This is a genomic window from Leptospira hartskeerlii, assembly GCF_002811475.1.
Lineage (GTDB): Bacteria > Spirochaetota > Leptospiria > Leptospirales > Leptospiraceae > Leptospira_B > Leptospira_B hartskeerlii.
The window spans coordinates 174677-199847 of sequence record NZ_NPDL01000002.1 but is presented as its reverse complement, the minus strand read 5'-3'; the positions used below and the strand labels follow the sequence as shown (position 1 = coordinate 199847).

At 40.6% G+C, this 25171-nt stretch carries 16 protein-coding genes; 4 read left to right on the top strand and 12 right to left on the bottom strand.

Annotation, left to right across the window (positions count from 1 at the left end; all coding sequences use genetic code 11):
- Positions 1–29: 29 nt before the first annotated feature.
- Together CH352_RS03845 and CH352_RS03840 are read right to left on the bottom strand one after the other, a co-directional pair.
- Positions 30–2168 carry a 7TM diverse intracellular signaling domain-containing protein gene (locus CH352_RS03845; RefSeq protein ID WP_100705575.1) on the bottom strand — a complete coding sequence of 713 codons (2139 nt, stop codon included), beginning with the start codon at positions 2166–2168 and terminating at the stop codon, positions 30–32.
- 51 nt (positions 2169–2219) lie between these two features.
- On the bottom strand, positions 2220–4304 hold the full coding sequence (locus CH352_RS03840) for a 7TM diverse intracellular signaling domain-containing protein (protein ID WP_100705576.1): 2085 nt from the start codon (positions 4302–4304) through the stop codon (positions 2220–2222).
- A 66-nt stretch (positions 4305–4370) separates the two neighbouring features.
- Between CH352_RS03840 and CH352_RS03835 the strand changes: the two genes are divergently transcribed.
- Positions 4371–4820 (top strand): SRPBCC domain-containing protein, encoded by a 450-nt coding sequence (locus tag CH352_RS03835; RefSeq protein ID WP_100705577.1) that lies wholly within the window; start codon positions 4371–4373, stop codon positions 4818–4820.
- A gap of 8 nt (positions 4821–4828) precedes the next feature.
- On the opposite strand, the gene CH352_RS03830 is transcribed toward CH352_RS03835, so the two are convergent.
- Genes CH352_RS03830 through CH352_RS03820 form a run of 3 tightly spaced genes read right to left on the bottom strand, consistent with a single transcriptional unit; the run spans position 4829 to position 9225 of the window.
- Positions 4829–5653 (bottom strand): SDR family NAD(P)-dependent oxidoreductase, encoded by an 825-nt coding sequence (locus tag CH352_RS03830; RefSeq protein WP_100705578.1) that lies wholly within the window; start codon positions 5651–5653, stop codon positions 4829–4831.
- Between the two features lie 2 nt (positions 5654–5655).
- Complete coding sequence (locus CH352_RS03825; protein WP_100705579.1) at positions 5656–7488, bottom strand: alpha/beta hydrolase; 1833 nt, start codon at positions 7486–7488, stop codon at positions 5656–5658.
- A gap of 9 nt (positions 7489–7497) precedes the next feature.
- Positions 7498–9225 carry a GMC oxidoreductase gene (locus CH352_RS03820; RefSeq protein WP_100705580.1) on the bottom strand — a complete coding sequence of 576 codons (1728 nt, stop codon included), beginning with the start codon at positions 9223–9225 and terminating at the stop codon, positions 7498–7500.
- Between the two features lie 104 nt (positions 9226–9329).
- Between CH352_RS03820 and CH352_RS03815 the strand changes: the two genes are divergently transcribed.
- A complete protein-coding gene (locus CH352_RS03815; protein ID WP_100705581.1) occupies positions 9330–10874 on the top strand; it encodes a metallophosphoesterase in 1545 nt (514 codons plus the stop codon).
- A gap of 1 nt (position 10875) precedes the next feature.
- On the opposite strand, the gene CH352_RS03810 is transcribed toward CH352_RS03815, so the two are convergent.
- Positions 10876–11715 carry a sterol desaturase family protein gene (locus tag CH352_RS03810; RefSeq protein ID WP_100705582.1) on the bottom strand — a complete coding sequence of 280 codons (840 nt, stop codon included), beginning with the start codon at positions 11713–11715 and terminating at the stop codon, positions 10876–10878.
- Between the two features lie 98 nt (positions 11716–11813).
- Between CH352_RS03810 and CH352_RS03805 the strand changes: the two genes are divergently transcribed.
- The gene (locus CH352_RS03805; protein WP_100705583.1) at positions 11814–12434 is read left to right on the top strand and encodes an adenylate/guanylate cyclase domain-containing protein; all 621 of its coding nucleotides are present in this window, start codon (positions 11814–11816) and stop codon (positions 12432–12434) included.
- Positions 12435–12646: 212 nt separating this feature from the next.
- Complete coding sequence (locus CH352_RS03800) at positions 12647–14038, top strand: ArnT family glycosyltransferase (RefSeq protein ID WP_100705584.1); 1392 nt, start codon at positions 12647–12649, stop codon at positions 14036–14038.
- A gap of 62 nt (positions 14039–14100) precedes the next feature.
- Here the strand turns inward: CH352_RS03800 and CH352_RS03795 are convergent, their stop codons facing one another.
- From CH352_RS03795 to rpoB, 6 genes are all read right to left on the bottom strand, one after another.
- Complete coding sequence (locus CH352_RS03795) at positions 14101–14862, bottom strand: hypothetical protein (protein ID WP_125169471.1); 762 nt, start codon at positions 14860–14862, stop codon at positions 14101–14103.
- A gap of 60 nt (positions 14863–14922) precedes the next feature.
- Positions 14923–16050 (bottom strand): catalase family protein, encoded by a 1128-nt coding sequence (locus CH352_RS03790; protein ID WP_100705586.1) that lies wholly within the window; start codon positions 16048–16050, stop codon positions 14923–14925.
- A 159-nt stretch (positions 16051–16209) separates the two neighbouring features.
- Positions 16210–16683 (bottom strand): 30S ribosomal protein S7, encoded by a 474-nt coding sequence (gene rpsG / locus CH352_RS03785; RefSeq protein ID WP_008594381.1) that lies wholly within the window; start codon positions 16681–16683, stop codon positions 16210–16212.
- An 11-nt stretch (positions 16684–16694) separates the two neighbouring features.
- Positions 16695–17069, bottom strand: coding sequence for a 30S ribosomal protein S12 (gene rpsL / locus CH352_RS03780; RefSeq protein WP_008596375.1), 375 nt, complete (start codon positions 17067–17069; stop codon positions 16695–16697).
- Between the two features lie 75 nt (positions 17070–17144).
- Complete coding sequence (rpoC, locus tag CH352_RS03775) at positions 17145–21350, bottom strand: DNA-directed RNA polymerase subunit beta' (RefSeq protein ID WP_100705587.1); 4206 nt, start codon at positions 21348–21350, stop codon at positions 17145–17147.
- A 15-nt stretch (positions 21351–21365) separates the two neighbouring features.
- The gene (rpoB, locus tag CH352_RS03770; protein WP_100705588.1) at positions 21366–25046 is read right to left on the bottom strand and encodes a DNA-directed RNA polymerase subunit beta; all 3681 of its coding nucleotides are present in this window, start codon (positions 25044–25046) and stop codon (positions 21366–21368) included.
- Between the last annotated feature and the right edge of the window lie 125 nt (positions 25047–25171).

The following is a 25171-nucleotide window of genomic DNA, read 5'->3' as shown; positions in this document are numbered from 1 at the left end:
AGCACTCGTATGAAAAAGATAAAGAATGGTTAACCTAAATATTCCAGAACTACCATTGCCATGTCGTCATGAGAACTTTGTTCTTCTTCAGTGAAATGTTGGATCTTTCCGATCACTGAATTACAAAACAGCTCTGGCTCTAATTCGGAAAAGTTTTTGAGTAGATCTAAAAATCTATCATCTCCGTAAAAATCGCCTCCTTTAGATCTTGCTTCCGGAAGACCGTCCGTATAAAGAATAAGTTTATCACCCTTGCCCAATTCGGTCTTCAAGGTTTGGTAATTAGGAGTGGATAAGAACTCATTGATCGCAATCCCGGAGGGGCGATAAGTCTCATGTTTTCGATTCGCTTTACGGATCAATATTGCTTCCGGATGTCCTGCGTTTGCGATCAGTATTCGTCCTGATTCCGGATAGAATGTAATCATGGTCGCAGTCACAAAATTTCCATTCAATTTTCCCATGAGCTGGGCCCTCATTTTTGCTAGCATATATCCAGGGTCGCTTAAATAGTCTGACCAATCCGCAAGAGCCATCTTTACCATGGCGGCAACCATAGCAGCTCCAGTTCCATGACCAGTCACGTCGCAGATAAAGATCCCTAAAGCCCTGCCTGTCCGATCAGAGATCAGATCTACAAAGTCTCCACCTACATGGAGCATAGGAATACATCTATATGCGATTCTTACATTATGCGATTTAGGAAGAACGGAAGGAAGAAGTGAAAATTGGATCTTACCTGCGATCGCTAAGTCTTTTTCGATCAACTTCGCCTTAGCTTCTATATCCAGCTTTTGCTCTTCTATTGTTTTGGTTCTTTCGATCACCAAGGATTCCAAAGAATCGTTGAGAGTTTTTTGCATTTCCAGATTTTCTTTCTGAGCCTCGAAAATCTTGCGTAGCGCGTCTTCTTTCTCTTTTTTGAGAATGTTGATCTTATCAGCCAATGCAAACGAGAATATTAATGCAGACATAGAAGAGCCGATATACAATCCATCATCCGCCCAATTGGAAACTCCCACAAGATTCGCGAATTTTAAAACCACGAACATCCCTGAAATACACAAGAAGCTGAACGCTAATAAAAAGTACCTAGCAGGCCTGTAATTTTTGAAAAAGCAAATAGAAGCGGCGATTAAGACTAAAGAAGGAGCAAGGATACTCAAAGCGAGACTTACTTTAACCGTAAACTCAGGAGGTAAAAACAAAGGAGAAAAAGTCAGGAGAGCATGAATGCCCCAAGTGAAATGCAGAGAATAATTCAAATAACGATTTATATTCTCTTCCGTATTCAAAAACTTTTGGGCGAATAAAACCAAGGAAGACATACATATTCCGGTAAAGACTACGTACAAATTCCTCTGAAGATCAGGATGTTCCGACCAAAGATATTGGAATCCATGACCGGTAAGTACCAATTGTATCCCGAAAAATCCGAAAATATTAGTCACAAAAAATAGATAACTGATATCCCGAGTAGATAAGAATATCAATAAATGATAAAGGATCATCACACACATGATCCCGTAATACAATCCGAGACCTAAATGAATATCTGCATTATGATGATAGAATGTCTCGGGATTCCATAGTATCAGCGGGAAGACCAAACCGCCGCTCGTGTTCAACTTCAGATAAAAAGTGCGTGTCTGTTCCGGTTGGAAATCTAAGCTGTAGATGAAGTTTCTGTGATTTACTTTTCGAACAGGATAAGGAAAAGCCATCCCGCTGGAATTGACTAACTCTTGTTTGCCGGAAGTATTCTCCGCAAAAAAATCCACTCGATCAATATTCGTATAATCTAGTTCTAAAATTTTTCGGATCTGTGTCTTTTCTGGGTTTTTAAGAGTTATCCTAATCCAATAATCGAAGTTAGTCTGCCCGAAGTTCAGAGGATCCATATCCGATTTTTTGAATTTTCCGGAATATTCTCCGGAAGAGACTTTCTCTATTCCGAGTCCCTTATTAGAATCTTCTAAAAAATAGACCTCAGTACTAATTCTTTTACGTTCTATTTGAGAAGATAAGGGAATGGCCTCCTCCGAAAATAAAGGCGAGGCCGAAAAACATAAAATTAGAACGAAGGCCCTGAATAGGTACATTGGAACACGTTTGTAGGAATATTTTACTCCTCCCTTCTTTAGGAAAGAATAAAATAGCCCTTTCAAGTTCCCAATAACGGGTGATTTGTCAGTACCAGAACCGTCCTGGGATGACGGTTATTCCTCTACTTCTTCTAATTTGCGTTCGTGAGTTACAGGGTACAAACGTTTTAAGTAAAGTTGAGTAGCCTTATCATCCGGAAAGATCGATATTACATTCTCAAACTGTTGTTTTGCATCCTCGAATGAGTTAGAATAAAATGCCTTTACACCTTTTTCGTAGGATTCTTTAGTTTTTAATTTCAGATCCTGGTATTGGGGTTCATCTCCGTCAAACACTTCATAAACAGAAACAGGTCTTTGTTTTCCTTTTACTTTCACTCTGTCCAAAAAGCGGAAATGGAATTTTCCGTCCTTTTTAACTTCTTCGATTGTACTTTCGCTGACCGCAATCCTTGATCCATATACCTTGGTGAGACTTTCTATTCTAGAAGCCAGGTTGACTGTGTCTGAAATTACTGTACCTTCTAACCTTTCTTCCGCGCCTATCGTTCCTAACATTAAAGAACCGGAATGTATGCCGACTCCGATCTGAATAGGAATGTAACCTTGGCGATTCCTATGTTCGTTATATTCTTTCAGATATCTTTGCATCTCGACGCCGGCAGATACTGCGTCTATTACGTTTCTCTGAAACAGTGCCATAATTGCATCGCCTATAAACTTATCGATAAACCCGTTATGCCTTTGAATAATGGGACTCATCCTGCTTAAATAAGAATTGATAAAATTAAAATTTTCGGCTGGCGTCATCTGTTCGGACAACGTAGTAAAGGAACGAATATCGCTGAATAGAACTGCCATCTCTTTCTGGATCTGATCTCCTAATCTCACATCCAGAATGGAGTCCTTTCCTAAGTTAGCCAAAAAGTCTTTCGGAACGAATCTGGCATAAGACTCTGTTAGGATCTTTTGCATCTCCAAAGTTTTTGCCTGAGCTTCTTCTTTCTCCTTCTTCATAATATTAATACGATCCGCCAAAGCGATAGAAAGAAGAATGACTTCCATAGTGGAACCCAAATACAATCCGTATTCTGTCAGGAAGGTAGATCCTAAAACATTAATAAACCGAAGAACCACTACGGTTCCTGAAACTGTAAGAACCGTGAACGCCAAGAGAAAATAACGTGCAGGACGGAATTTCTTCATGAAGCTGATCACTGTAGCGGCGGGAATGAATATCAGAACAGGAAGGGTCAAAACTAATGCTAATTTTACGGTAATCTCAGGAGGTAAAACCAAAGGAGTCAGCATGATGAATCCATGAGCGACGATCAACGCTTTCATAGATTTATCCAGCCACTTCGGAACATTCTCCTTAGTATTTAAAAACCTTTTCGTGAATAGCAGAACCGAGGCCATACAGATCCCTGTAAAGACCACGTAAAAATTCCTTTGCAAAAAGGGAAATGCAGGCCATAAATATTGGAATCCATGTCCGGTTAGAACCAACTGTATTCCAAGAAATCCAAGAATATAACACACATAGTAAAAATAACTCACATCTCTTACCGAGAAGAAGATGAAAATATTATAGAGGATCATTACGATCATCACTCCATAATATAAACCTAAACCATGTTGAACGTCGGCATTGTATTGAGAGAATGTTTCCTTATCCCAAAGAGTAAGCGGAATATTCAAACCTCCACTTGTCCAAGTCATTAAATAGTAAGTTTTTTGTTGTCCAGGCTGCAACTCTATCTGATAAACGAAATTTCTATTTTTGAAACTTCTGGCAGAGAAGGGAAAAAGCATCCCACTTTCTTCCTTAGAATATGTACCGTCAGAATTCGGTTTATAAAATTGTACTATATCTATATTACTATAATTGATCTCTACAAGTTTGGAAACAGATTCGGGAGTATCGTTTTCGAAAGTTAGTCGAAACCAATAATTATAATTTAACTGACCAAAATCCAAAGAATCCTTATCGGACTTGATAAACTTGGGTTCCGCGTCGGGCTTAGAGATGTCTTCGAAGGTTAATTTTCTTTCGGGATCTTCGAGATAATATACAGACTTACCCAAAGGTAATCGTTCAATATCCTTACTAACGCGGATCTTATCTACAGCGAATAAAGAAGAACTCGCGAATAACGTGGAGAAAATGATATAGAGAATAAAACTTTTACAATTCATAAATTACCGAATTTTAAACATTTATTAGATGGACATTTTTCAGATAGAACATCAGATATGTGACGAATGAATCCTCAAACAATCGTCACCTCGATAGAAATCCAGGCATCCCCTGAAAAAATTTGGAGTATTTTTACCGACTTCTCCAAGTTTCCTTCCTGGAATCCTTTCTTAAAGAGGATTCTCGGCAAACCGGTGCAAGGCGGAACGATTATTGTTTTCGATTATTATTTTACGGGAGTGTATCTACCGACCAAGGCATTGATATACGAACTCACCAATTCTAAATCCATATCTTGGAAAGGTGCCTTTCCACTCTTTTTCAAATACATGTTTGCCGGAGATCATCGTTTCACTTTCGAAAAGATCACTCCCGGTCGCACCAAATTTAGCCACACTGCAATCTTAACCGGGATTATGCCTAGTGTATTTAGTTCGCATATCCAAACCGCAGTACGCAATTCACATATCAAAATGAATCAAAAATTAAAAGAGTTAAGCGAAAACAATTTCTAATTTCGCTATTAGTCAAAGACCCCTTTTCTTTTCCATGATTCGAAATTTCGAGCTCCTTTTTTGGCCATGATCGGATAGATCAAAGACAATAAAGAAGGGAATAATAACGCAACTCTCGCAAGCAGTCCTTGAGAATACGGAACGTAGATCTCGGACTTATCCGTTTGGATCGCTTTCCAAATTGCTTTTGCAACTGCTGAAGGCGGCAAAGGTGGATTGATATAAGCCATAGGAGAACTATCTCTAGATGCCATATACTTGGTCATAGGAGACTGAATGGTCCCAGGCAAAATAGAACTAACTCGTATACCTATTTCTTTCCATTCCAAATATAAGCTTAAAGCAAAACCTCTAAGCGCAAATTTAGTCGCACTGTAAATAGAATGATTAGGAGCAGGGACAATCCCTGCCAAAGAAGACAAAATCACTAGCTTACCTTTGGATTTTTTAAGAGAAGGCATTCCCAATTTAGTCAATCGAATGGTGCCGATAATATTGATCTCTATTTGCTCATCTATCTCCTCTTGAGTGAGGTTTTCGAATTTAGAAGGCCTCATGATCCCGGCATTATTCACTAGTATGTCGATCTTTCCGAATTTTTTTACACATTCTTGGATCGCTTTTTCCGAATCCGCAGCCTTAGAGATATCGCAAGGAAATACAATATGATCTTTTCCTAATGTATCTGCGAACTTTTTCAGATCGGAAAATTGTTTTTGAAGATCGGTCAAAAAGAGAAGATATCCTTTTTCCGAAAGCAGGGTCGCAGTTTCCCTGCCAATCCCCCCTGCTGCTCCTGTTAGAAAAACGACTGGGCGGTTTTCCTTAGACATATTTATCCTTTTTTCACTCCGTTGGAATTCTTACGTAAAAACTCCACTATCCGAGGGAACACATCCTTATCGCTCTTTTTCCCCATCAAAGTATCCTGATGGCCATAACCCTCGGCGATGAACAGTTCGTTTTTATTTCCTGGATTCAAACGATTCAATGTTTCATAAGCGATAATATTAGAATCTTTGAATACTTTATTTTGATCACCGGTCATAAACAGGACCGGAGTTTTAATATCGGATGCCTTATCAAGATAATTATTCGGCAAGGAATTATAACGAGTATCTGTAGGAGTATACTTGATCATAGCCTTGCGACCCACGGCTTTCCTAATGTGCCTATAATAATTCATAGAAGTTGCTCCGAATAGATCCCCCACTCTTCTGTGAGTGATGTCCGGTAGATTTGCGTGCTCATAACAAGCAGGCCATCCTGTTCCCCACATCAAACTCAGCATATGACAAGCGGGTTCGTCGCATTCGTGATGGAATAAACTGACGAACTTTGCAAGCACCTTGCCTGAAGCGAATCCAGGAAGGTAATGCCAACGAGGATTCACATTCGGAAATCTGAAAACCGACTCCATTAAAAAAGGAGAGAATGCCAATTTGATCTTAGACCAAGTAGGGACATTAGGTGTTAAAGACACACTATTGGAGACAACGCTAGTGACTCCGTCGATCTTTCCTCCAAACAAGCTCATGAAGAATGAGATGGAACCTACACAATGTACGACAAAGTGTATTCTTTTTCCAGGACCCACTGCATCTCTTATTACCTTTAATGCTGCAGGTACGTCATAAAGAGCGATATCGTCTAAAGTATACCGATGAGGAAAAAGATTATAATTAAAACGTAAACTTCCTCTCCAGTCAAAACTCCATACGTCGGTAAAGCCGCTCTCATGCAGGTATGTTACAAGATTTTTATGCTCAGGCATAACGAACATATCCGTGGAAGTAGTAAGTCCGTGCATGAGCACTACAACGTCCTTACTCTCCTTCTTTTGAAAACGTACTAAGTTAAGAGAAATTTTATCATCCGTTGTGAATGGATGAAAAGTGATCTTTGAATTTTTAACCCCGTCCAAAGTGAATACGGGAATATCTCTTTCTCTCCATAATTCAGGCTCCGCTTTTCTGAATTGCGCTCCGTAGATTTCCCAAAGATTCCCCATAAACAGTTCACCGAATCTGAATAAAGCATCTTTTCTTTCCGAAAAAGTACGACCATTTGATTTGAAGGTGGTCATCTGTTTAATAAAATCTTTTTCTAATATATGCAGAATACCTTTAGCAAGAACCTTTGCTTTCGGTTCCGCCTTTTCTTCCACATATCCTTCATATACAGTTGTATAAAGAGTAGAAGTGTCTCTCCAGATATTTAAGATACCGTCGTCTACTACCTTCTTAAATCCGCTTAACGTGATCTTCTTTCCTGCTTTATTCTTCAGGAACAAACGATACTTCATATGTTTTTCATTGGCGGAAGGTTTTCCGGAATCCACGAAACAATTGAAGACCCCTTTTTCTACTTCAAATCTCCCACCTATAGGTTGGCATTCTACCCAACCGATTGCCTCTCCTGTTTCATCAGGATCATACACAAAAAATTGCGTATCAGGAACACGGATCGTTAGGTGAAACATCAGATAGTTTCCGGCCTTCTTCCCTGCAGCATAATCTTCTTGATAATTAAAAGATCCAGGCATGGAAACGAAACCTTTCATTTCCTCCGTGAATTCCAAACTTACCGGATGAGAATTGACTCCTGTTTTGCCTAGCTTAGATTTGCCGACATTCTTCTTTGATTTCTTTTTTGTTGCTGTAGCCAATCGAATATCCTACCTTAAACTTGCATTCGGCTTCTTGCCTGTAATCCCTTCAGCCACCATTTCCGAAAGAGCAGAAATAGTCATAGAAGGGTTAGCACCCACTGCGGTAGGAAGTAAACTACCATCCGCAACATATAAACCTTCGTAACCGAAAACCTTTCCGAAAGTTTTAGGATCAGAAGAACAAACTCCAGCATTTGCAGAAGGTCCTAAAACACAACCACCCAAAGGATGAACAGTAACGTTATTACGGACAGGCCAAGAATATGTCGGCATTGGGAATCTGGTTTTTGCGTCTGTAAATTTCGCGAACCTTTTGTTCACGTCCATTATGGTATTATAAAGCGTTAGGTTCTCTTTTTGAGGCCACCGTATCTGAAGATTTCCCTTTTTATCCAGATACATCTGCCCATCGGAAGTATCTATCCCCATACAGAGAAGAACTGCAGAAGTATAAGAAAGATCTCCTTTCAAAGCTTCACTTAGAAGGAATCCTACTCTACCAAAAATTTTTCCGCTAAAGATACTCTTGAAAAGCTCTCCGATAAAATGAAAAACATACTTCAACTTGAATATGATAGGGATCGCGCCTGAAACGAAATAGGAAGCAAATACAGGATAACTTGCATCTTCCAACAAGAACGCTTTTTTGGAATCGAAACCGGAGAATAAATTATAATCAGTATATTGAGTGATCACCGGGCCATAATTCGGATCCGCAGGCTTCTTCCCCTTTGCCGCAAAAGAAAGAAAGTCACCGTTCCCTGAGAATTGAGTTCCTAGTTTATCCGAGATCTTGGTTAAGGTCTTAAACTTTGTTTTACATTTAAGTAAAAGTTCCGTAGATCCCAAAGTCCCCGCAGAAACCACAATACGTTTTGTGTCTGCAAAAGATTCGGAAGGATTTCCATTTTGTAAGTTCAAATAATGAACTCTATAGCCGTATTCCCCTGATTGAGAAGTATCTTCTTCTCCTTTACTATTCAAAGGAACAATTTTAGTAGCAAGATGCTCTGTCTTGATCTCCGCCTTATTTGAATGCCTTGCTACAAAGAGATAATTCAGATCCAGAGTATTTTTAGAATGGGTATTACATCCAACATCACATTCTGCACAGTACGTACAAGAAGTCTGAACTGCTCCAAAACGGTTTTTTTCCTGGACCCCGATCGGAGTAGGCTTTTTAAAATCATTTCCGAAAAATACGTTAAGGTCTGCTCTTTTGGAAACTCTAGACTCGTGCTTGGCAAAATGTTCGTATAATTCGGTCCGAACTACTTTACGTCTATCATCTCCATTATCGGGGATGGGCCTTGATCCTAAAATGTCTTTTACTATTTTATAATAAGGTTTTAAATGTTTCTTTTTAATAGTTTCCGGCCAGCGATGATCGAAAATATGATCGGGAGGTTCCAAAAATACGTTCGCATAAATTAAAGAACCCCCGCCTAAACCTGCTGAAAGAACTACATCTAGTTTTGGATAATTACGAATATCGAATAATCCAGTTTGTCTGCCTGCTCTTTTGAACTTGGAAGACCTGGGAATAGGACCTTCTTCGGGAATATTCCAGAAGTTTTTAGACATTCCCTCCGGAGATCTCGGAAAAGAGCCTTTAGGATATTCTTTCCCTCGTTCGAGTACTAAAACTTTGCCTGGCCATTTTTTAGACAAACGACAAGCATTGATCGAGCCGCCGAAGCCGGTTCCGATTATTATAGCCTCGTAAAATTTCAAGCAGTCCTCCTAACGTCAAAAAATCTACTTATTTGCCGCATTTACCTAAAAATAGCAATAATTAATTGATTTTATTAACGTTTTTTGAATGATTCACATCCTAAATGCCTAAGAGTAAAATTAAATATATCGTTATCTCCGACATTCACCTGGGAGCATATAACAGTTTACTTACATACATCGAAGAGTTTCCTGATCCAGTAAAAGACTCTGATAGATTCAAAGTAAATCCTCAGAAAACTTCTCCTGCACTTGCAGAACTTCTAAACTGTTTAAAACATATCGTCCACTCGGTAAATGGCTCTTCTAAACCGCCTCAGTTCATACTATTAGGTGACGTGCTTGAATTAGCATTAGGTGATATTAACGAAGCATCCATGACCTTCGAAAGATTTTTAGAGATCGCATATAAGGAAACAAAACATCATTTTTCCGAAAGTATTCTATATATTCCGGGCAATCACGATCACCATCTCTGGGAAACTGCGAGAGAAAAGCAGTATATGGACTATATTGCAAACTTAAAGCCGAATCAGTACATCAATCAAACTTGGCATACCACAAAGATGGTAAATCCCGACTTTATACAATCGGATCTGCTCACGGGAATTTTAAGAAGAAATAAAAAGTTAAAGAGAGCAGAAGCAGTGATTGCGTATCCGAACTTGGAAATTTCTTCTAAGAGCGGAAAACGTTCCGTGTTCTTAACACACGGACATTTTTTAGAGAACATCTATTCTTTGATGAGTACGGTGCAAAGGGTCTTGCTTCCAGAAATTGATGACGATCCAGATGCACCTAAGCTCAATCGTTCCGTCTGGAGCAAAATGAACGATTATAACCCATTTAAAAGGGCTAAGGAAATCACCACTCCAAAATCCATTTACGTTCTCGAGCGAGAGAATTTTGCTTGGATCGACTTCTTCTGGTCTACACTTGGAAGGTCTGGAAAAGTGGGAACAGGCATCGGACTCATTTATGATATGCTCCAAGATACAAAAGCCGTTGGAAAATTAGCTCAAAACGTATCGGCTTATTTATTACGAAATTTGAATCTTCCTTTCTTACTTCGTATATTAGGGATCAAATGGCTCCTATATAAAGGTTTTTCCTACATTCTTACAAAGATCGTAGTAAAAGTAGGACAAGCGGAAAGAGGAATGTCCAATTCCGTTCTAAGCGATGAAGTCGTGCATAATATGGAGTCCTATTTAGGAGAAACTCTTCCTGCACAATGGAAAGCTGAGACACAAAAAACTAAAAGGGAATTTCCAAACGATTACACTCTTATCTTCGGCCATACTCATAAACCATTTGCAGTCGAAACCCAAGACTTAGGTTTAAAAATTTCCGGCAAAGAAGTATTCAACACGGGGGGCTGGGTAGTAGATACGATCCAACCGATGACATCTCATGGAGGAGCAGTATTATTCATAGACGAAGACGCAAACGTTGCTTCTTTTAAGGTTTATACGGAAGGAGAAGTTAAACCCGGCTTTTTAGTTCCTGATGGAAAAACAAATCCGATGTATGAGACATTAGTGGAAAACGTAGATCTTCAAAACAAAAAGTTTGGAGCCTTATCTAGATCTTTAGAGGATGAAATACGCCTAAGAAGAAGATATCTAAAAGTCAGGATCAAAGAATAAATTAAGATTTTTGCAAGTATTTGGAGGAGATAACGGAGATCTCCTTCTTCTTCTCCGCTCCCGCACCATTCTCGAAAATTTCAGAATAATCCTTAAAGTTCGTTCCCATTATTCTATCCCAAAAATTAAAGTAGAGACTATAGTTCCCGTGAAACTTCTGGTGATGAAGGTTATGATGTGTAGAAGTGTTGATCCATTTCAGGACAGGATGAGTGGTCCAGCCTTTTGGAAATAATTCATAGCCCAGATGCCACCAAATATTCATGACCATCGCATAAAAAGTATGGATTAGAAAAACATAAAAATGAAGAGGAAGGATACAAAGAGCGGGAACGACATATACACCTTCTAAAAAAGCCTCTACCCAATGAAAATTATATGCAGCCATCGGAGAGGGATTTACGGATCTATGATGAACAGAATGTATATAAGGGTAAATCTTTCGATGATGCATGATCCTATGAGCCCAATAAAACCAGGTCTCATGCCAGATCGTAAGTAAAACAAAACTGAATATCGCATAGCTTAACCCATATTCCGCAAAATCCTTATACGTTTTAATGTGAAGTATCTTTAATTTTCCGAGAACATACACCGAAACGGCAATCGTGCTGAACATGATGAGAGTGATCGCAGATTGTTTTAATTCAAAGATGACCCTTTCCTTCTTTGGGAAATCTTTTTGGATCCTGAATTTTTGAAAGAAGTCCTTTTTCCAGACCCAAAAGACCAGAAATGCAATGCCTGCAATCGGATAATAACGCAGGAAATTCATTTTTAACTGATAAAGAGCGAAACCTGATACGCAGTATTCCCAACTTAGTTCACAAACAAATCTCATCCCAACCTTCCAAGTTTAGAATAACCGATTATAAAGATTTAGTCTGTCAAAAAATAGGTCGACGGATCCGAACAAAAACCTTCCAATAATCGATTCTTATGGCATTCAAAAGAAGTATATTCGCAAGCGCGTCCGAAGACAGATTGGAAAACCTAGTTTTAGAAAGATTAAAACCTGGAGCCGACAAGGAAAAAATAGACGCCCGCATCTGGGATCTATTCGGAGAAGTTTGGTGTATTATGTTTACGGACCTTTCCGGATTTTCGCGTGGTGTGGAAAAATTTGGGATCATTCATTTTCTACAAACCATTCACGAATCCGAAAGAGTTTTAGTACCAATCATAGAAGATCATGACGGGATCCTTCTCAAATCGGAAGGAGACAGTTTTTTAGTGATCTTCCGAAACGTAGCCAAAGGACTTCAAGCTGCGATCAGAATGCAAAAAGAATTATTAGAATATAATAAGGACAAAATCCCGGAAGAAAAGATACTTCTCTGCGTTGGACTCGGCTACGGTAAGGTTTTAAAAATCGGAGACTCTGATGTTTTCGGTTCAGAAGTAAACACTGCAAGTAAGTTGGGAGAAGATACTGCGGAAGCGGGAGAGATCCTAATCACTCAAACTGTTTTTGAAAATGCTCAGGAAACAGGATTAAAGTTCGAACCGATCAAAGATGTTCCTGCGGGAACACAAGGAGCATTTAGGGTTATATATTAATAGAGAATTCAAGTATAGTAATTTCTCTTGCGATAGAAAGCGATAAAATATATTTTGAGAATAAGAAAAGAGACTTACTCACATTGAAAAACAATATAATAATAACTTTTATAGTATCCCTGGGTGCTTTATTAATCCTTACCGGCATCAATTACGATTTACCGTATATTTTTCATCCGGATGAGCCCACAAATTTTGATGTTAGTCGACGCATGTTTGCCTATGGAACTTTAAATCCGAATTTTTTCGCGTATCCGACTTTACCTTTTTATATTAATTTTTTAGCAATAGGTCCTTATTACATTATCGGCAAGCTCTTTGGAACCATAAATACCACTTACGACATCCAAAGTTTAATTTTTCTATCGATGGGAACTGCAAAAACCATGCAGCCCGGATTATTTTTACTTATCAGATCTATTTCTGCCTTCTTTGGAATTGGATGTATTTTACTTACTTACGCAATTGCAAATCGGTTATATAAAGATCGCTCGATAGGAATTTATTCCGCTCTAGCCGTTGCCTGTTGCCCTACAATCATCTTATTAAGTAAGACGATTACGCCGGATATTTTTGCTACCTTCTTTGTTTTAGTTACCCTTTATTTTTCAATTTCTATTTTAGAAGAAGGTAAGCCCTGGCAGTACATAATCTCAGGGCTCTTCTTAGGATTTACAGGCTCATGCAAATACAATGCAGTCTTAATTGGAATCGTAATCCCTGCTGCACATTTTTTAAGAACTGGCGTAAGCGGATGGAAAGACCTAAATTTATATAAAGCTGTCGCTTGCAGTGTCTTAGGCTTTCTTTTCACAACGCCCTATGCCTATATAGAAAAAAATATTTTTTTATTTCAACTCCAATCAGAAGCAATTCATTATTCAACCGAGCATCCGGGAATGGAGGGAAATACATTCTCTTGGTACATAAGCTACTTATGGGAAAATTTAAATTTCCTTTTTCCTTTTGCAATTCTTCAAATTTTTATCGGTTTATACCGTAAAAATAAAGAGACCATTCTTCTTTCTGCATTTGTTATTCTCTATTTGGGATTTGTTTCGACTTTTACAGTTCGAAATGATAGAACAATCCTTCCGATCATTCCTAACTTATTACTACTGTCTTTTCTCTTTTTTCGCACAGCCTTTCAATGGATCCAAAGTCGTTCTACTAAATTCTCCTCAGCTTCCAAGTGGATATCTTTACTTCCTTTAGGATTTATTTTACCTCTTGTTATCAGTTCCGTTACCATCGATATGAATTTATATAGCCCAAAAGCAAGGAACGAAGCCAGAGTTTGGATTGAAGCGGAGATTCCGAAGAACTCTAAAATTGCTTTAGAAAATTATTCGCCTTTCGTAGATCCGACAAGCTACAAAGTATCAGCCTTTGGAAATCTTTCAGAAAATACTTTTGATTGGTATATAAAAAATGAATTCGATTTTTTAGTTCTAAGCACCGCTTCATTCGAAAGGTATTATAAAAATCCGAGTAAGTATCCCGATAAAATTAAAAGATATGATGAGATATTTAAATCTTTCACCTTAATTAAAAATTTTTCCGACAAAAAAGAAGAAATTAGAATTTATCAAAATAAAAAATAAAGTGAGCGTATATTAGAAAAAATATTAATTCATTTGTTAAATTCTTAATACGGAACGTTAACTCAATCGTAGCGCTCTATTCTCGAATCGCTCAAATCAAAAAGAACCGACTCCGGAAACCAAGCGCTTGTATAACTTTTGCCTTTGTAATAACAGCCTCCACCCCAATCTAATGGGATATCTGCATAATACCAGGTTTCGGATTTTCCTTTGGGATCCTTGGCTCCTTGAGCTTTAGCAAGAAGTACTAGCTTTGATCTTTCCGGAAATCTATCCGTTTGGATCCTTTTTTCATCTTCACTGGTATTACAAATTATAGAAGGAAACTCATAACCCGGACCGATTCGTGCAGGACTTGATTTGGATAAGTATTTCGATTTTCCTGGAATGGTTTTAACCGAAACTCCTTCGATCTTTCTATCCGTAGATTCAGGAAGAAGAAATCCTCCAAAATAGCTCGCATCATTGGAGCAGTATAATTTTGCAGAATAACGGAAGGAATATTTTGTGGGGACAATGCTGCAAGTTCTATTAGCTTGGAAATTATATGGTTTACAAGGTTCTTCTTCGGAAGCTTGCATAATAATCTTGTTTGATTCTATCTTATAAGTTCCGGAGTATCCTCCGCATCCGTCTCCATCGTAATTTTCAAAAAATGTAAAGTCTTCTCTGAATTCTAAATACCAACCGAAAGTCCTGTTTTCAGGTCCCCAATAAATTCCGAGTAGATTTGATTGTTTTGTTTCGAAATGGGCCTTTGCGGATATGAGATTTGGAGAGATCGCAAATAGGAGTAGTAATATAAAACAGATCTTTCTCATCAAAATTATAATTATTAAGCCTGGCTTGAACGTCCAGGCCTAATAATTTGTAAACGTTTAATACTAAGGAAGCAACTTAGTCGGTATATCCTTCTTATTGATCTCCTTTCTCTGAGTTTTATTCTGTCCGTGTCTATATTCCGAAATAGCTTGATAAACGGATTTTCTAACTCGATTAATCCCGCCTAGAGGTTTATGCTCTTGAAGAGAATGCCAAGGAGTGTATGATACATTTTCACAAAGAGAATCCATCTTTTCATTCGTAAACTCCTGCTTGGGGATCAGAATGTCCGCTACGGGATAAAATGGAGAAATCTCTTCGTCCCAAACAATTGCTGGATCTTCTACAGGCATAGACTTAGGATCTTTTTGGACCTGAACCATAAAAGTAAAACAAGCAGAAGATTCCTTCAGTTGTTTACTCATTGTGTCTCTCAAATAATTTTCGGCAGGACTATCAGAGATTTCAGATTTAGTTTCAGAGCAGGGTTTTACGGAATATTTAACCGCCTTTCCTTCTCCAAAAGCATACGGGGTTGTAGACCAATAACGAATTTCTAATGGACTGGTAATTTTTTTACCTCTGATCGCTCTTACTTTAGAAAGGCCGCCCAGTTTCCAAGCAAACGGATTCCAACCGAAAAAGTATGAACCTGGTTTACCTGCAAACGCAGCCTCAAATAAAGCCAAGTATTCATCAGGTGCACCTACAGGAAGAACGGGATGATTGATCAGTAAAAAATCCTGAGTTGTTTCTTTCGCTTCTTCAGCTAGGATCTTTTTTCCTTGGATGTCAAAAAGTTTGATCCCGATCCCTCGAATATCCCCTTCCAGATCTGCTTTCGGCTTTTGAGATCCATTCGAGAAACGGATTAAACTTTGGTAAGATTTTCCAGGCTGGAAGACTCCCAATGTAAACTGTGGGTCTAAATCTTTTTTTACAGTAAAGGTTGCGGCCACACAACCGTGATGTTTTGGATGTGCGTCCCTTCTTACTAGAGCTCCATCCTTATAGGATTCCTTAAGAGAAGTTAGAGTTAGTTCCAAAGTTCGTTTAGCAATAGATTCTTCCTCGGGAAAAGTGTATTCTTTCCCTAATTCTGCGGAATCCGGAATTTTCACGTATGGCCCTCCGCAGGAAAGCAAAAGTATTATGAAGAAGAGAAGTAAGGTAGAAAGTTTTTGTCCCATGACCTGATTCTTTCCCGAGAAATTCTTTTGTCCATATAAAAGAAGCAGGGAATCTTATCTTAGTAGGCATGAAGAAATAAAAAAGGGACTCTCTCGAGAGTCCCTTCATCAAACCTGTCCGCGGTCTCATGCAACCGCGAACTATAAGTTAAAAGATTCTTACCAGCGATAGTGGCTGAATGCTTTGTTAGCATCTGCCATTTTGCGGATATCTTCTTTCTTCTTGATTGCTGCTCCGGTGCCTTTTTGAGCCTCGATAAATTCTGCAGCAAGTTTGTTAGCCATACCTTTTTCGTTTCTGTCCCTGGAATAACGGATCAACCATCTGATTCCAAGAGCTAAACGTCTTTCCGGGCGAACTTCGATCGGAACTTGGTAAGTCACACCACCCACGCGACGGGATTTTACTTCCACTTGTGGTTTAACGTTTTCTAATGCTTCTTTAAAAGTAACGTAAGGATCGTTTCCGGTCTTTTTTTGGATCAGATCCAGAGCGTCATAAAACAAAGATTCTGCTACGGATTTCTTTCCGTCCAACATCAAGCAGTTAATAAACTTCGCGATGTTTGCATCTCCATAAACCGAATCCGGTTGGATTTTGCGTGGTTCTACTTTTCCTCTTCTTCTAGACATTCCTAACTCCCTTACGCCTTAGGTTTTTTCGTTCCATATTTAGAACGACTCTTACGACGTTTATCGATACCAAGAGTATCCAAGGTACCACGGATAATATGATAACGAACCCCTGGAAGGTCTTTGACCCTTCCCCCGCGAATCAGAACAACGTTGTGCTCTTGCAGGTTATGTCCCTCACCGGGAATATAAGCGGTCACTTCGATACCGGTTGTTAAACGAACCCTTGCAACTTTTCTCAAAGCTGAGTTCGGTTTTTTTGGTGTGAAGGTAGTCACCTTCGTGCACACTCCCCGGCGTTGCGGGCTACTTTTTAATGCAGGAGATTTAGATTTGTTAACCTGTTTCTTCCTGCCGTGACGTATAAGTTGGCTAATTGTAGGCATGAGTTTCTTCTTTTTAGCAGGCCGGTGACCTATTTTACCAGTTCTACCGACCCTGCTCTATTGTAAAGCTTTCCTTTAATTCTCGTTGTCTTCCGGTATGGCCATCGGAATTTCTTCCTCTTCCACTTCCAGAGGACGATCTAGATCCCCGTAAGTTTCTTTGAACACCGCGACGTCGCGATATTTTCTCATTCCGGTTCCCGCAGGGATCATGTGACCGATAATAACGTTCTCTTTAAGTCCCGCTAAGTTATCAGTTTTTCCTTTGATTGCAGCGTCAGTTAACACCTTAGTTGTTTCCTGGAAGGAAGCAGCCGAGAAGAACGACTCAGTATTCAAAGATGCTTTCGTTAAACCTAATAGAATCGGAACACACTGAGCAGGAGATCCTCCTTCAGCTATCACTCTCTTGTTTTCTTCCAAGAAGGCGAAACGATCTACTTGTTGTTGGTTAACAAAAGATGTATCTCCGGAATCGGTAATTAAAACCTTACGCATCATCTGGCGAACAACTACTTCGATATGCTTATCGTTGATATGCACCCCTTGTAGTCTGTAAACCTCTTGAACCTCTTGCACAAGATACACTTGGAGTGCAGTAACACCTTTTACTCTCAAGATATCGTGTGGATCCAGGTTTCCATCGTCCATTTGATCTCCGCGTTTAACGAAGTCTCCGTGACGAACACGTAATTGTTTTCCGATCGGAATGGTTACTTTTACTTTATCCAGCTCTTCGTTATCAGGAACGATATAGAGAACTCGTTTTTCTTTTACGATCTCTCCGTTATCTTCAATCTTTCCATCAGTTTCTGCAAGAGTGGTTGCGTCTTTAGGACGACGAGCTTCGAAAAGTTCGTCTACCCTTGGAAGACCACCGGTAATATCCCGGGTTTTTTCTGCAACAGTTGGGATTTTGAAGAGGATATCTCCTGCTTTCACTTTGTCTCCGTTTTGGACGGAGATGATCGCATCCACTGGAACCAGATATTCTTCTTTGCTTCCGCCAGAAGATACCACGATCCTTGGGATCAATTTTTCCCTACGTTGTTCGATGACTTTATAATTAACGTTAGATGTCTTAACGTCCTCGTCCCTACGAACGTTCTTACCGACTTCCAGATCCACCCATGCGGCAGTTCCTTCAATTTCGGTAACACCAATCTCGTTGAACGGGTCGAATTCTCCCAATGCTTGGTTAGGTTCGGTGATCTGTGCAACTTTTACGTTCAGAGTAGTAGAAGTTTTTACAGGAACAACCGCTTCTTCTCCCAGAATTCTGAAGAGTCCGTCTGCGATTTTTACTGTTCCTGGTGCGTCTGAAGTTACGTTCTCACCGGAAGCAAGAGTTGCAACCAACTCTCCTTTATCCACTTTCTGACCGTTCTCAACTCTAAGGTTGGTTAAGTCGGAAGAATTAAACTGTTGGATCAATCTTTGAACTACAATCGATCCACGACGAGAGAAGATCAAACCTCTATCATTCGTCTGTAAAGTTCTACCGTTGATCGCGTTAACGACTGCGCGGTATCCGACTTTGTGTTCCTTCTCTTGTACTTTTGCGGAAGCGGCACCACCGATGTGGAATGTTCTCATCGTCAACTGGGTTCCAGGTTGTCCGATGGACTGAGCCGCGATGGTTCCGACTGCTTCTCCAATCTCAGCTGGAGTCAGACGAGCCATATCCATTCCGTAACATTTAATACAGATTCCCCAACGAGCTTCGCAAGTTAAAGGAGAACGAACCTTGATCTTTTCGTAACCAAGATTTTCAAGCTTCTGCCCTACTTCTCTAGTGATCAAAGATCCTTTAGGATAAACTACACTTTCGGAAACAGGGTCAACGATGTCTTCTGAAGTATAACGTCCGAATACACGGTCGCTAAGTGAAACGATTACGTTCTCACCTTCTTTTACAGTTCCGAGGGTAATACATTCTTCGGTTCCGCAATCATCTTCAGCGACGATCACGTCTTGAGAAATATCTACCAAACGACGAGTCAAGTAACCTGCGTCCGCAGTTTTTAACGCGGTATCCGCAAGACCTTTACGAGCACCGTGAGTAGAGATGAAGAATTCAAGAACGCTCAATCCCTCGCGGAAGTTGGAACGAATTGCAAGTTCAATGATCTCTCCGGAAGGCTTCGCCATCAGACCGCGCATACCTGCCAACTGACGGATCTGTTGTTTAGATCCACGAGCGCCGGACGCAGCCATGATGAAGACCGGGTTATATCCACCCTTATCTTTTTCCAATTCCTTGAACATCGAGTCGGTGATGAGGTCATTGGTCTTAGTCCAGATCTCGATCACTTTTTTCTTACGTTCTTCGTTAGTGATAATACCTTTACGATATTCTCCGTCGGCTCTCTCTACTTCTTTGTTAGCGTCGCCAACAAGAGTAACTTTACCCGGAGACACTCTGATGTCTTCGATAGAGATAGTCGGGCTAAAGATAGTAGCATAACGATATCCTAATTTTTTAATATCGTCTAGCATCAGAACGGTTTGTGCCGGTCCGTATTTCTCATACACTTCTGCGATAATTCTGTTTGTCTCCTTATCGGAAAGCGCACGGTTTACATACGGATATCCTTCAGGAAGAACCGTGTTGAAGATCAAACGGCCCGGAGTAGTCTCCAGAATTTTACCTTGGTGTAGAACGGAAATTTTAGTTCTGTATTCGATCACTCCTCTATCGATTGCGTAAGTAACCTCGTCGAGGTTCGCGAAAGATTTAAGAGGAACTCCCGCCTCGGAAGGAACTTCCGAAGTAAGATAATAAATTCCGAGTACGATATCCTGAGTAGGTCCGCAGATCGGGTGACCGTTTGCAGGGTTCAAGATATTATGAGGAGAAAGCATGAGCATCCATACTTCCAACTGAGCCTTTGGAGTCAGTGGAACGTGGATCGCCATCTGGTCCCCGTCGAAGTCAGCGTTGAATGCGTGACATACAAGAGGGTGAAGTTTGATCGCTTTTCCTTCTACAAGGACTGGAAGGAATGCTTGGATCCCTAAACGGTGAAGAGTAGGAGCACGGTTTAACATTACCGGGTGCTCTTTCACTACTGTTTCCAGAACGTCGAAAACTTCTTTTTCTTCTGCTTCTACTTTCTTCTTAGCAGATTTGATGTTAGGAGCTAAGTCCAGATCCACCAAACGTTTCATTATGAAAGGTTTAAATAGTTCGAGAGCCATCTTCTTAGGAAGACCCATCTCGTGGTATTTCAGCTCAGGACCAACTACGATCACGGAACGACCGGAGTAATCCACACGTTTACCGAGTAAGTTCTGGCGGAAACGTCCTTGTTTTCCTTTCAGCATATCTGAAATGGATTTTAAAGGTCTGTTACCTTTACCTTTTACGGTACGTTTGCGGCGGCTATTATCGAATAACGCGTCAACCGCTTCTTGGAGCATACGTTTTTCGTTACGAACGATGATCTCAGGAGCTTTTAACGCAAGAAGGCGTTTTAGACGGTTGTTCCTGTTGATAACACGACGATATAGATCGTTCAAGTCGGAAGTAGCAAAACGTCCACCTTCTAACTGAACCATTGGACGAAGTTCAGGCGGAATGACCGGAACCACATCCAGAACCATCCATTCAGGACGGTTTCCTGAATCGCGGAAAGCTTCTAATACTTCCAAACGTTTCAGGATTCTTTTATCGGAGATCTTTTCTTTTTCTTGGATCTTTTGGCGAATGATACGTGCTTCTGCATCAACATCGATACGAGAAAGAAGTTCTTTGATCGCGTCCGCACCGATACCGGCAACAAACTTGTCGCCGTATTCGTCTAGGTAAGCGTGATATTCTTCTTCGTCGATTAACTCGCCGCGATTTCTTCCGGTATCAGCCGGATCGATGATCACATATTTTTCGAAATAAAGAACGCTCTTGAGCTGATTGATAGTCATGTCCAAGAGAAGTCCCATTCTGGAAGGAACGGAACGATAGTACCAGATATGAGAGACCGGCGCAGCTAGTTCGATATGACCCATACGCTCACGACGAACTTTGGAGTGAGTTACCTCAACACCACACTTATCGCAAACTACACCCTTGTAACGGATGGACTTGAACTTTCCGCAGTAACATTCCCAGTCCTTAGTAGTTCCGAAAATTTTCTCGCAGAAAAGACCGTCTCTCTCGGGCTTTAAAGTACGGTAGTTGATTGTCTCAGGCTTCTTTACTTCTCCGTAAGACCATTCTTTGATCCTTTCCGGAGACGCTAATCTGATTGTTATTGATTCAAAATCGTTATTGGATCTCATGCTACCTTTCTTCCCTTAGGCGTTCTCGATCGTTTCGAACTTAATCTTCTTCTTGCTCTTGGAATATTCGTCTTCGTAGTCGGAGATATCAACGCTGTTACCTTCCGAGTCGGTGATGACGATATCCAATGCAAGACCCCTGAGTTCCTGTACCAATACGTTGAAGGATTCCGGAATTCCAGGTTTAATGGAATGGATACCTTTAACGATAGCTTCGTAGATTCTTGCTCTTCCGAGCATATCGTCCGACTTGATGGTAAGAAGTTCCTGAAGAGTATGAGATGCGCCATAAGCTTCGAGAGCCCAGACCTCCATCTCTCCCAAACGCTGACCACCGAACTGAGCCTTTCCTCCAAGTGGTTGTTGAGTAACCAAAGAGTAAGGTCCGGTAGAACGAGCGTGGATCTTATCGTCCACCAAGTGAGCGAGTTTCAACATGTAGATGTAACCGCAGAATACCTCATTCATGAAAGGCAAACCGGTACGTCCGTCGTATAATTTGAATTTAGAGCTAAGAGGAAGATTTGCTTCTTTGCAATACTTCTCTACATCTGCTTCAGTAGCTCCGTCGAAAACTGGAGTTTCGAAATTGATACCCAGTTTGCTTGCAGCAAGTCCGAGTTGAGTTTCGAAAATCTGCCCGAGGTTCATACGAGAAGGAACACCTAACGGGTTTAGAACGATATCCATTGGAGTACCGTCTTCCATGTAAGGCATGTCTTCTTCCGCCATGATACGCGCAACGACACCCTTGTTACCGTGGCGTCCTGCCATTTTATCTCCGACCAGAAGTTTACGTTTACGAGCTACGAAAACTTTCACCATTTCTTCTACGCCGGCAGGAAGTTCATCTCCCTTCTCGCGTGAGAAACGTTTGATATCGATTACAGTTCCCTCGAAACCGTTCGGCATACGAAGAGAAGAGTCTCTTACTTCCTTCGCTTTTTCTCCGAAGATGGAGTGAAGAAGTTTGTATTCAGGAGTTAGATCAGTTTCTCCTTTAGGAGTCACCATACCTACCAAGATGTCTCCCGGTTTTACTTCTGCACCGACACGGATCACACCGGTTTCATCTAGATCACGGAAAGCTTTGTCCGAAAGATTCGGAATATCTCTTGTGATCTGTTCTTGTCCAAGTTTGGTTTCTCTTGCTTGGATCTCGAACTCTTCGATGTGGATAGAAGAGAAAATATCGTCTTTTACAACTTTTTCGGAAATTAAGATCGCATCCTCGAAGTTGTAACCTTCCCAAGGCATGAACGCCACAAGAACGTTACGTCCTAGTGCAAGAGTTCCATTGTCTACCGCTGGACCGTCCGCAAGAACAGTTCCCTTCTGTAGAATGTTACCGTTATCATCCATTCTCTCGCCGGACACGATCTGACCTGCGATAGTAGTTCCTCTGCGAACTTCTTCGCCGTTAGAAACGATCGGTTGGTATTGTTTGTTTCCGGAGATTAGATTGTATTCGCGAACGTTTCCGTTGTCTGCGGTTACTTCTATCTTCTCTTTTCCGACTTTAGTAACTTTACCGTCGATCTCTGAGTGAACCACTCCTACTACAGGAGTTTGGTTGAAACAAGTACCTTGGTTGGTTTTCTTAAATTTAGTTAGATCGTAAGTGTCGGATTCTTTTCCGCCCTTGCGTTCGATCACCACCTTCTCCGCATCAACGTATGTAACCACACCGTCTTGTTTAGAGATGATACAAATACGAGAATCGTAAGCAGCGCGAGTTTCCATTCCAGTTCCAACGAAAGGAGCCTCTTGGCGAAGAAGAGGAACCGCCTGACGTTGCATGTTAGAGCCCATGAGCGCACGGTTCGCGTCATCATGCTCTAAGAATGGGATCAGCGCAGTAGAAACGGATACCACTTGCATTGGAGCTAAGTCCATGTATTGGATCTCGTTCGGGTTGCGGAAAGGGTAATCAGATCTGTGACGAGTAGAGATAAGTTTATTTTTAAACTCTCCCTTTTCATCTACAGGAGAAGAAGATACCGCGATAGAATGATATTCTTCCTTATCTGCGGTTAAGTATTCTATGTTATTGGATACTTTGCTGTTTTTTACTACTCTGTAAGGAGTTTCCAAGAATCCGTAATCGTTCACTCTCGCATAAGAAGACATGGAGAGAATAAGACCAATGTTTGGACCTTCAGGAGTTTCAATCGGACACATACGGCCGTAGTGGCTATAGTGAACGTCACGCACTTCGAATCCTGCTCTATCTCTGGAAAGACCCCCAGGTCCTAAAGCGTTCAAACGACGTTTGTGAGTGAGCTCTGCCAGAGGGTTTGTCTGATCCATAAACTGGGACAATTGGCTGGATCCGAAGAACTCATTGATAACTGCAGTGATCGGCTTGATTGAGATCAGAAGTTGTGGTGTTTGAGTTCCAACTTCTTGAACAGTCATTCTTTCTTTGATCACTCTTTCTACACGAGTGAAACCAACTTTAAGTTGGTTTGAGATCAACTCACCGACAGAACGAATACGACGGTTTCCTAAGTGGTCAATATCATCCGGATAGTAGTTCTCTGTCTCGGAGATCAAGTTAAGAAGGTAACGTACAGTCTCGATGATATCAGCAGGACGAAGAACTCTTTCTGTCGCGCTTGTGAATTCTTTTGGATTATTGAATTCAAATTTGCTATTGATCTTATAACGACCTACGTCGCCCAAATCAAAAGATTTAGGAGAGAAGAATAGACGATTCAATTCCGCTTCCGCGTTCTCGATCGTAGAAGGTTCACCTTGTCTCATGATGCCATGGAATTTTAGAACTGCGTCTTCGTAATCGTTGACTCCGTCTTTTTCCAAACAGTTTACTAAAACAGGATTATCCTTATCTTTAGGATATTCTACGAGTTCAACTTCCTTCACCTTCATCTCTTTTAAGATGGAAATGTTGTCTTCGTTGATTTTGGAACCGGCATCGAGCATTACCTCTCCGGTTTCCATGTTGATCACATCCGCGATCACTCTGCGTCCGATCAGACGTTTAAGTTCTTTCGTGGAAGCTCCTCCGATCTTTGCTTTGGAGGATTTATAAAATAAACGTAATATTTCTTCGTTTGTTCCGTGTCCTAAAGACTTAACAAGAAGAGTTGCAGGGAATTTTTTCTTACGGTCGATCTTTGCGACCAGAATTCCCTTATTGTCCATTTCGAATTCCAACCAGGATCCGCGATAAGGGATCACTCTGGCGGAGTAGGTATCTCTTTCTTCATCATAAGAGAAGAAGATACCAGGAGAACGGTGGAGCTGAGAAACTACAACACGCTCAGCTCCGTTGATGATAAAAGTTCCCTGCTCTGTCATTACAGGAAGATCGCCCATATAGACGACCTGCTCGCGGATCTCTCCGGTTTCTTTGATAATGAGTCGAATGACCGCTTTTAAAGGAAGAGCGAAAGTAGCATCTGTGTCCTTACATTCTTGAGGAGATTTTTTAGCATCTCCTAAAACATAGTGACTGTATTCCATCACCATATCGTTGTTTGGACTTTCGATAGGGAAGGTTTCTCTAAAAACCGCTTCTAGTCCCTGATTTTTTCTTTTTGTGGGATCCTTAACTTCTGATTGAAGAAACCAATCGAAAGACTTCTTCTGAATCTGAATCAAGTTAGGAAGGTAATCCAAATTGGTGATCTTACCGAAGTTTACCCGTTTTCTTTCTACTTGACCGTACATTCGTGTGCTCCCTGGGATGATGGAAAATTATAACTGCGCGAAAAAATGCAATAAGGCAAGGAAGTACGCTGGCCTCCTTGCCTGAGTGAAAGGATTATAATCAGATATCGAGGAGACAAAGCCTC